This window comes from Treponema sp. (genome assembly GCF_045641405.1).
Lineage (GTDB): Bacteria > Spirochaetota > Spirochaetia > Treponematales > Treponemataceae > Treponema_D.
Genome location: NZ_JAZUGX010000018.1, coordinates 20,199 through 28,042 on the forward strand (window position 1 = coordinate 20,199; position 7,844 = coordinate 28,042).

Below are 7,844 nucleotides of genomic sequence, written 5' to 3' on the forward strand. Positions count from 1 at the left end.
TTAGTTTTTTTCTTTTCCGAATGGTTTTGTAATCAGCATTAAGACCGGTGTAAGCGTGTAGTCCGCAACTAAAGCGCCTCCCATTCCGATTACACTCATGTATCCGATCCTTACAAGAGCCGACATGGAACTTGTAAGAAAGACTGCAAACATTGCACATAGAATTACTGTTGTCATGATCATGGATTTGCCTATTTCACGATACGAATTAAGGATAGATTTGCGGTAGTTTCCCGTTAATTCAAACTGATATTTGATGTGGTTTGTGAAGTGGATTGTGTCATCAACGGCAATTCCAAGAATCATAGGCATGATGAGGGCTGTGATCATGTCAAGGCAAACTCCAGCGTAACCCATGATTCCACCGATGAGAATTACAGGAGCTGCATTTGGAATCATCGCAATGAAACCTGTTCTAAGTGACATGAAAGCAAAAAGCAGGAGAACGAAAATTATCAGGAATGAAGTTCCTATTGATTTGACTGATCCACGTACAAGCTTTCCATTCATGGCGGCGTACTGCATTACTTCTCCAACAACACCACCTGTAATGGTTTCAGGGAAAAGCTCCTTGACCCACTGTTCAACCTTAGCAATGTCTGATACGCAGGATTCCGCTTCATAGGAATGCATTTCTACATGGAGGTAGGCTGCACTGAAATCTTCGTTTACGTATTCATAGAGGTCTGTCCCTCCTGAAATCTCATAAAGGAACATGAGCTGGCTTGTAAGTTCCTGATCATCAGGAATTACATAGGCATCAGGTGAATCCCCGTTCAATGTTCTGTTCATCTCCTTGATGATTTTTGTGACGGAACTGACGCGAGGCTTCCCGTTGGAAATCTTGGTCTGTCTAAGTGTGCCTATTCGTTCCGTAAGTACGTCCATGTTTTTAAGGACTTGAGGATTCTTTATTGCATTTTCTTCCGGGTATTCTATGAGGACTTCGTATCCATACTGGCTTCCAAGCTGTGAACGGGCAATGGTCATGAGACGTGCAATGTAAGGAGTCTTTTCTCCCATCATGTCGGAATAGTTCATGTTGATTTTTATCTTGCAGATTCCTGGAATGCAGACTGCAATAATTGCAACACTTGCGATTACCGTAATCCATTTTTTGTCCAGGATATGTTCACCCATGTCTGCTATTCTAAGATCTGCCTTTGTGGAACCTTCCCGGGATGCAACAGGATCCGGCTGTCTGTCTTTACCAAAGCTGTAGAAAATAGGAAGCAGAAGCATTACATAAAGATACACGCCAAAAACACATGCTGCGGAAATTCCTGCAACCCAGCGCATCGGTCTTAATCCGGAAGCATAGAACGAAAGCATTCCACCCATTGTGGTGATTACCGTAAAGAGAATTGCCCAGCCAGACTCCCGGATTCCGTCTATGCAGGATTGTCTGCGGTTGCCTGTCTTACGGAAAGCCATCTTGAAACTGTTGATGTAGTGGACTGAATAGCCTACTGCCAGCGCCATGGCAAGAAGGACAACCAGAACAATCATTACAGTATTGCCCACAATGTCCATCCATGCAGAAAGGCCAAGCATTGAGGTTATTCCGAAAACCGTTGCAAGGGCAGGGACGATTACCCCTCTGAAAGACCTGATGAATAGAATCAGGCACAGAACCATTACAAGAAATCCAATGGCGATTCTTGTGATGCACTGGTTTCCCATTGCCTGTTCTTCTTCGTATTCCGTGTAGGAAAGTCCTGCTGGTCTTATGGTGTATTTATCCGACTTGAATTCAGGGTCGTTGAAAATTGCCATGGCAGGTGGAGTTATTTTATTCATTGCAGTCTCAAGGTTTTCTGAATACTGCTCAAGATTAAGGACAAGAAAAGTTTCCGTCGCATCTGCACTTACAAGTGCGTTCACCAGGGATTCACGGCTAAGGATGAAATCCTTTTTTTCCTGAAGGATTTTTGGGTCTGAAGGAATTCCGTCTACAAAAGGATTTGTAACTTCAAAACCGTCTTCTGATCCTACAGGGATGCTCAAGTTCACAAGTGAGGTTACGCTGCTTGCATATGGAATTTCATTTTCAAGCCGCTTCCCAAGGCGTCCAAGCATTTCCAGAACTTCAGGATCAAAAACATCGTCGGCCTGAACAAAAGCAATGACGCTGTCACAACTTCCGAATATGTCTTCAAAGTGGTCCTGGTTGAGTTTTGTTGTTTCCCAGTCATCGAACCAGTCGTCTTCTCCGTTGTCGAGTTTGAGCCTGTACAAACCTGCGGAACTTATGACTGTGAAAATCAGCAATCCTATAAGGAACAGGAAACGGTGCTTGATCTGAAATATTCCGAATTTCGCGAAAAGTTCATTTATTTTTGTAACTTTCATTATTGTCTCCTGAAAATATCAAATATGATAACAATGTTATCGTTTTAGGTAACGATGTTATCATATTGGTAACACCGTTACCTTGTCAATGGAATTTGGTAACGTTGTTACCATTTTTCTTGAGAATTCTCAGAATTTTGTGTAAATTAATACTATGGCTGATATCTCAGAAGCAACAAAATCAAAAATTCTCCAGAGTGCGAAAAAAGAATTCCTGGAAAAAGGGTTCATGTCTGCATCTTTAAGAACTATTGCATCCAATGCCGGTTTGACTACCGGGGCAATGTATCGCCATTTCAGGGATAAGGATGCCTTGTTCTGTGCGCTGGTGGATGAGGCGATTGATACAACATTGTCGGTTGTTAGACTCGGTGGGGTTGAACATCATAGGAATGTTGAAAATCCGGCCGGTATGGTTCATTCTGAGGAAGAAAAAGTTCATACCTTTGAGTTCCTGAAATATATGCTTGATAACAGGGATGCCTTTGTTCTGTTGTTTACAAAATCTGCAGGCAGTTCCCACGAAAATTTCCTTGAAGAAATTTCCGACCTGTATACGGAAAATGTGCTTGGAACAATCAAATGGATGAAAAAAAAATACGGCATAAAGAAACCCATCGATGACATGGCCATACATGTTCTTGCAAATGCGACGGTAAATGCTTTTATCGAAGTGATTCTGCATAACATGGGCAGAAAGGAAGCGGAAACTTTCCTGAGCAACATCATGGAAATCTTTCACTTTGGTTTTCTGCATCTTCTTGGCCTTTCATCCGGGGAATAGTGTCAGGAGGTGAGCTATGGATCTGATCATTGCAAAAGGACTGCTGATTCCATTTCTTGGAACTGCATTAGGTTCCGCCTGTGTCCTTTTCATGAAAAAGGAACTTGATGCAAGACTCCAGAAAGGACTTTCCGGTTTTGCTGCCGGTGTAATGATTGCTGCTGCCGTGTGGAGTCTATTGATTCCTTCCATGAATCAGGCTGGGGAGCAGGGTCTTGGAAAGCTTGCCTTTGTTCCTGCTGTGATCGGGTTCTGTCTTGGCATGCTGTTCCTGCTTTTGCTTGATGTTGTCATTCCGCATATGCATCTAAATGAAACCGTGGAAGGACCCAAAAGCAGTCTGTCAAAAACTACCATGATGGTTCTTGCCGTTACCCTGCACAATATTCCTGAAGGTATGGCCGTTGGAGTTCTCTATGCCGGCTGGTATACGGGGACAGTCCATGTTTCCTCATCTGCGGCTCTTGCTCTTGCGATCGGTATAGCAATCCAGAATTTTCCTGAAGGTGCAATAATTTCCATGCCGCTTCACAGCAAGGGACTTTCAAAAATCAAATCCTGCTGGTATGGAATTCTTTCTGGAATCGTTGAACCAGCTGCTGGTTTTGTGACAATTGTTTTATCTCAGTTTATTATTCCTGTCCTTCCGTATCTTCTGAGTTTTGCAGCCGGAGCAATGATTTATGTCGTTGTGGAAGAACTGGTTCCGGAAATGGCCGCAGAGGAAGATGAAAGACATTCAAACATCGGGACCATAATGTTCATGACAGGTTTTTCCTTGATGATGGTACTCGATGTGGCCTTGGGATGATTTGATAAACACGAAAGTGACCGACTTCTTGGGCATATTAAATTTATTAATCCTATCTTTTTTTACTAGTACCTTGAAAAAATAAGCAAATTAGATTATGCTAACTGTCAGTTAGGTATAACTAATATTTGTTACCAAGGAGTAATTATGACTAAAACAACTGCTTTTCTTGTTGGTGCAGTAGCTGGAGTTGCTGCCTATACAATCATCAGGATGCCTGCTTTTAAAAGAGCCTGTGCCGGAGTTGTAGCAAAGGGAATGGAGCTGAAGGAAGATGCTGCAGCTTTTGCACAGTCTTTGAAGGAAGATGCCCAGGATATGGCTGCAGAAAAGAAGTATGCGGCTTCAAAGGCATAAAAAGTAAACTCTGGATTGGAGGCTGGTAATGCAGGTCAGTGTAAAACATTCTTTACCTGGGCGACTTAGGCTGCTGTATGATAAGAACGAATATACATCAAAACAGGCATTGCTGGCCCAGACTTTGATAACGGTGCAGGAAGGAATTCTTGATACAAATTGTAATACAAATATCGGTTCCTTTCTGATTTACTACGACACACATATTGTTAAAGAAAATGACGTGCTGAATCTTTTCCATGCTCTCACTGGAAAATATCTGGAAGATCCGGAATTGCTGAAGAATGTTGATCAGATTCCAGAAACAGAAAGCATAGAAAGTGTCCTTATTGAAACCCTTGCCATCCATTATTTAAAAAAATGGTTTTTGCCATTGCCTGTAAGAACTTTGTTGCTGTGGAAGTCTCTTTTGGAAAGGTGCTTCCATGTTCTGAGCAAATTTGCTGAAAGCAAAAGGTTATTCAGCACCGAACTATTGGATGCAACAGCAATAACAGTGGCAACATTGACGGGAAATAAAAACACAGCATCTCAGATAAATCTTCTTCTTAATATTGGCGAAGAAATAGAAGAAATCACAAAAAGAAATTCCTATGGAAATCTTGCGCAAAGCCTTCTTTCCGCAGATGAACCCGTTCAGGTTGTCGAGGGCATGGATGAAAAAACAGTTCCTGCAAGTGCTCTTAAAAAAGATGACGTGGTTGTAATTCGGCAAAGTGGCCTTATACCTGCAGATGGTCAGATTCTTGACGGTGAAGGTATGGTCAACCAATCAAGCATAACTGGAGAATCAATTCCTATTGCAAAGAAAGCCGGCGATTCCGTTTTTGCCGGAACTGTCCTTGAAGAAGGTGAAATTTACATTAAGGTAGTTCAGACGGGAAAAGAAACTAAAGTTCAGAAAATTATTGATATGATTGATAATTCTCAGAGCCTTAAGGCTGCAGCTCAGCAACGTTCAGAATTGATTGCTGAAAAAGTAGTGCCTTTTAATTTTCTTGTTACGGCAGCAACCTGGTTCTTTACCCGCAACATCGTAAAAACAATGGCTACGTTGATGGTTGACTATTCATGCGCTATGAAACTTTCAGCTCCAATTGCAGTTCTTTCTGCAATGAAAGAGAGTGCTACTAAAGGAATAACTGTCAAAGGCGGAAAATATCTTGAAGAGGCTGCACTTTCCAAAATTGTTGTCTTGGATAAGACTGGAACCCTCACTTATGCAAATCCAGTTCTTGAAAAAATATACGCTATGGAAGGTTTTACTGAAGATGAAGTGCTGACTATTGCTGCATGCCTTGAAGAGCATTATCCTCATCCTCTTGGAAGAGCTGTTGTTCGTGCTGCCTCAGAAAAAAATCTTGTTCATCCGGAAAATCATACTAAGGTTGAATATATAGTTGCTCATGGTATTGCATCAACTTTAAATGGCAAAAAAGTAAGAATTGGTAGTGCGCATTTTATTTTTGAGGATGAAAAAATTCCGTGTCCTGAATCTCTTGCTGAAATAAAAAAACAATCCAGTCTTGAAGGATATTCTCTTTTATATCTTTCACATGATGGAATATTGGTTGGTGTCATTGCTATTGGTGATCCCGCCAGACCTGGAACCAGCGAAGTAATCAGGGAACTTAAAAACCTTGGTCTTGAAGAATGCATAATGATTACCGGTGATACGGAAGGGGCTGCTTCAAAAATTGCAGCGGAATGCGGAATTAAAAAATGGATAAGTCAGGCCTTGCCGGAAGATAAAGTTAAATTTATAGAGGACGAAAAAGCAAAAGGTCACAAAGTCATCATGATGGGAGACGGAATAAATGATGCTCCTGCACTGTCAGCTGCAACAGTTGGAGTTGCGGTCGAAGGGTGTTGTTCCATTGCTGGTGAAACTGCTGATATCCAGCTTCAGAAAAGCGGTCTTGACAATCTTGTTACTGTGCGCAGGCTTGGAATGGGGCTTCTTGAAAAAATCAATGAAAACAATTTGACAATCGTTGGTGTCAATTCTGCCTTAATGCTTCTTGGAATTTTCGGGGTGATAAGTCCGCAGATGGCAGCCATTCTGCATAATGGAACGACAGTTGCAATCAGCATAAGATCCATGCAGCCGATACTAAAATAATAGGAGAAGAAAAATATGATCATAACAAGCTTCATTCCTGGAAGAGTAAGGCTTAGGGCAAAAATTTTTACAGATGCGGAACTGTATGTCCGTGCAGAAAGCATCTTTAAAAACTCTTTTGGAAATGCCATAAAAAACTATGAGTACAATCCTCTCAACGGAAGTATCTTGATTGAATATGACAGCACAAAGATCCCATTGGAAAATTTGATGCTACGGCAGGATTTCTTTAAAAAACTCAATTATCAGGCTGAACATTTTTCAGCGAAAAACAGGGATGTGATTGTTACCATGCTTGATGAGCTTGAAAAACTATTAAAGGAATTATGACAAGAGGCTTTTGCAATGAAGGACTGCAATGTTTGCAATGATATAGACTACCACGAAATAATCGATTGCATTGTCAGTGCGCTGGATGCCAAGGATCCCTATACGGCAGGTCATTCAGAACGGGTAAGCGACATGGCAGTAGTAGTCTGCAATCTTCTGAAAATGAAAGAGGAAGATGTTCAGGCAGTACACATTGCAGCCCATCTGCATGATATAGGTAAGATTGGAATTCCTGACAGCATTCTGCTTAAAGAAGAAAAATTGACCGATGATGAATGGCAGAAACTTAAGAAGCATCCTGAAATCGGTGCGGAAATCCTGAGCAAGTCCCATCACCTTAGCCGCCTGAAGGATATTGTTCTTCATCATCATGAACGCTTTGACGGCAAAGGATATCCATCTGGCCTGAAGGGAAATGAAATACCTCTTGGTGCAAGAATCATTGCAATCTGTGATTCGATCGATGCCATCACATCAAACAGATGTTACCGCAAGGCTCACGATTTTGAATTCTGCCGGCAGGAAATTGAAAAGAATTTAGGCATCATGTATGATCCGGATATTGGAAGACTTGTTCTGGACAATTGGAATGTATTCCAGAAAGTTTGAAAGCATTTTTAATTTTTTCAAATAAAAAAGGCTATGTACGGAAATAGTGTTGCCAGATAAGCCGTTGCTCAAATATCGAGCTGCAAAAGGTGACTTGAATGTACGGGAAGAAAAGGCAAGCGGCAACCGAGCCGTTCTGAAGGTTGGCAAGTGGGTTCTGCGTAGCAGAAACCACGCAGTCCGATTCCATTTACCTTCAGCATGGCGAATTGACGTGCGTTTTCTGGTAGTACATTCATAATTTCCTATGAATATTCGATATTTGAGCAACATTTTCTACGGACACAGCCATAAAAGAAATCCGGTGTAAAGCAATGCTCTACACCGGATTTTTTTTTATCTTGAATTGTCAAATTAAATGCAACGTTTTTGAATAATAGACCTCGAAAGGTGTTTTGTAACCAAGACATTTTCTTGGTCTTTTGTTTATTTTATCAGTGACGGCTGCTATATACTCATCACTGTAGTTCGTAATATCT

General features: G+C 41.4%; 7 protein-coding genes and 1 pseudogene. 6 read left to right on the plus strand and 2 right to left on the minus strand.

What is annotated here, in order from left to right; genetic code table 11:
• Complete coding sequence (locus ACKI39_RS03510; protein ID WP_407397713.1) at nucleotides 1–2,352, minus strand: efflux RND transporter permease subunit; 2,352 nt, start codon at nucleotides 2,350–2,352, stop codon at nucleotides 1–3.
• A 154-nt stretch (nucleotides 2,353–2,506) separates the two neighbouring features.
• On the opposite strand from ACKI39_RS03510, the gene ACKI39_RS03515 reads away from it, so the two are divergent.
• The 6 genes from ACKI39_RS03515 (at nucleotide 2,507) to ACKI39_RS03540 (ending at nucleotide 7,365) form a co-directional block, all read left to right on the plus strand.
• Nucleotides 2,507–3,136, plus strand: a complete 630-nt coding sequence (locus ACKI39_RS03515; protein ID WP_407397715.1) for a TetR/AcrR family transcriptional regulator — start codon at nucleotides 2,507–2,509, stop codon at nucleotides 3,134–3,136.
• 16 nt (nucleotides 3,137–3,152) lie between these two features.
• On the plus strand, nucleotides 3,153–3,947 hold the full coding sequence (locus ACKI39_RS03520) for a ZIP family metal transporter (protein ID WP_407397717.1): 795 nt from the start codon (nucleotides 3,153–3,155) through the stop codon (nucleotides 3,945–3,947).
• 147 nt (nucleotides 3,948–4,094) lie between these two features.
• Nucleotides 4,095–4,304, plus strand: coding sequence for a hypothetical protein (locus ACKI39_RS03525; RefSeq protein ID WP_407397719.1), 210 nt, complete (start codon nucleotides 4,095–4,097; stop codon nucleotides 4,302–4,304).
• 28 nt (nucleotides 4,305–4,332) lie between these two features.
• Nucleotides 4,333–6,426, plus strand: a complete 2,094-nt coding sequence (locus ACKI39_RS03530; protein WP_407397721.1) for a heavy metal translocating P-type ATPase — start codon at nucleotides 4,333–4,335, stop codon at nucleotides 6,424–6,426.
• Between the two features lie 15 nt (nucleotides 6,427–6,441).
• The gene (locus ACKI39_RS03535; RefSeq protein ID WP_407397723.1) at nucleotides 6,442–6,756 is read left to right on the plus strand and encodes an HMA2 domain-containing protein; all 315 of its coding nucleotides are present in this window, start codon (nucleotides 6,442–6,444) and stop codon (nucleotides 6,754–6,756) included.
• A gap of 15 nt (nucleotides 6,757–6,771) precedes the next feature.
• The gene (locus ACKI39_RS03540; protein WP_318692184.1) at nucleotides 6,772–7,365 is read left to right on the plus strand and encodes an HD-GYP domain-containing protein; all 594 of its coding nucleotides are present in this window, start codon (nucleotides 6,772–6,774) and stop codon (nucleotides 7,363–7,365) included.
• 349 nt (nucleotides 7,366–7,714) lie between these two features.
• Here ACKI39_RS03540 and ACKI39_RS12470 read toward each other — a convergent pair.
• Nucleotides 7,715–7,844: pseudogene (locus tag ACKI39_RS12470) on the minus strand (IS30 family transposase); the annotation flags it as partial.

What these genes read in the sequence shown, in the direction of transcription:
- ACKI39_RS03515 (WP_407397715.1), top strand. Translation starts at nt 2,507, where the DNA reads ATGGCTGATATCTCAGAAGCAACAAAATCAAAAATTCTCCAGAGTGCG.
- ACKI39_RS03530 (WP_407397721.1), top strand. Translation starts at nt 4,333, where the DNA reads ATGCAGGTCAGTGTAAAACATTCTTTACCTGGGCGACTTAGGCTGCTG.
- ACKI39_RS03540 (WP_318692184.1), top strand. Translation starts at nt 6,772, where the DNA reads ATGAAGGACTGCAATGTTTGCAATGATATAGACTACCACGAAATAATC.
- ACKI39_RS03535 (WP_407397723.1), top strand. Translation starts at nt 6,442, where the DNA reads ATGATCATAACAAGCTTCATTCCTGGAAGAGTAAGGCTTAGGGCAAAA.
- ACKI39_RS03525 (WP_407397719.1), top strand. Translation starts at nt 4,095, where the DNA reads ATGACTAAAACAACTGCTTTTCTTGTTGGTGCAGTAGCTGGAGTTGCT.
- ACKI39_RS03510 (WP_407397713.1), bottom strand. Translation starts at nt 2,352, where the DNA reads ATGAAAGTTACAAAAATAAATGAACTTTTCGCGAAATTCGGAATATTT.
- ACKI39_RS03520 (WP_407397717.1), top strand. Translation starts at nt 3,153, where the DNA reads ATGGATCTGATCATTGCAAAAGGACTGCTGATTCCATTTCTTGGAACT.